Below are 236 nucleotides of genomic sequence, written 5' to 3' on the forward strand. Positions count from 1 at the left end.
TCCCAGCACCGGGCTGTCCTGGATCACCGCATCCGGCGCGGTGAGCGGCAGCTCCAAGCCGCGCTGCAGCGTGGCCGCATCCACGGTGGCCCAGTAGCTGCGGCTCAGTGCAACGAACGGGGCCGGCGCGCTCAGCGCCCGGGTCGGGTCCAGCGCCAAGGCAAAGAGCACGGGGACGCGTTCCACCGTGGCATCGGGCATCGGCGCGCGTTCAACCGTGGCATCGGGCATCGGCG

At 72.5% G+C, this 236-nt stretch carries 1 protein-coding gene; it reads right to left on the reverse strand.

Annotated features, from left to right (window positions below; all coding sequences use genetic code 11):
* Window positions 1–236 (reverse strand): DUF4785 domain-containing protein (locus ACQG3P_RS23550; protein ID WP_426806397.1); only part of this gene is annotated, 236 nt, incomplete at both ends.

Origin of the sequence: Stenotrophomonas sp. SrG (assembly GCF_050031795.1) — a bacterium.
GTDB lineage: Bacteria > Pseudomonadota > Gammaproteobacteria > Xanthomonadales > Xanthomonadaceae > Stenotrophomonas > Stenotrophomonas rhizophila_A.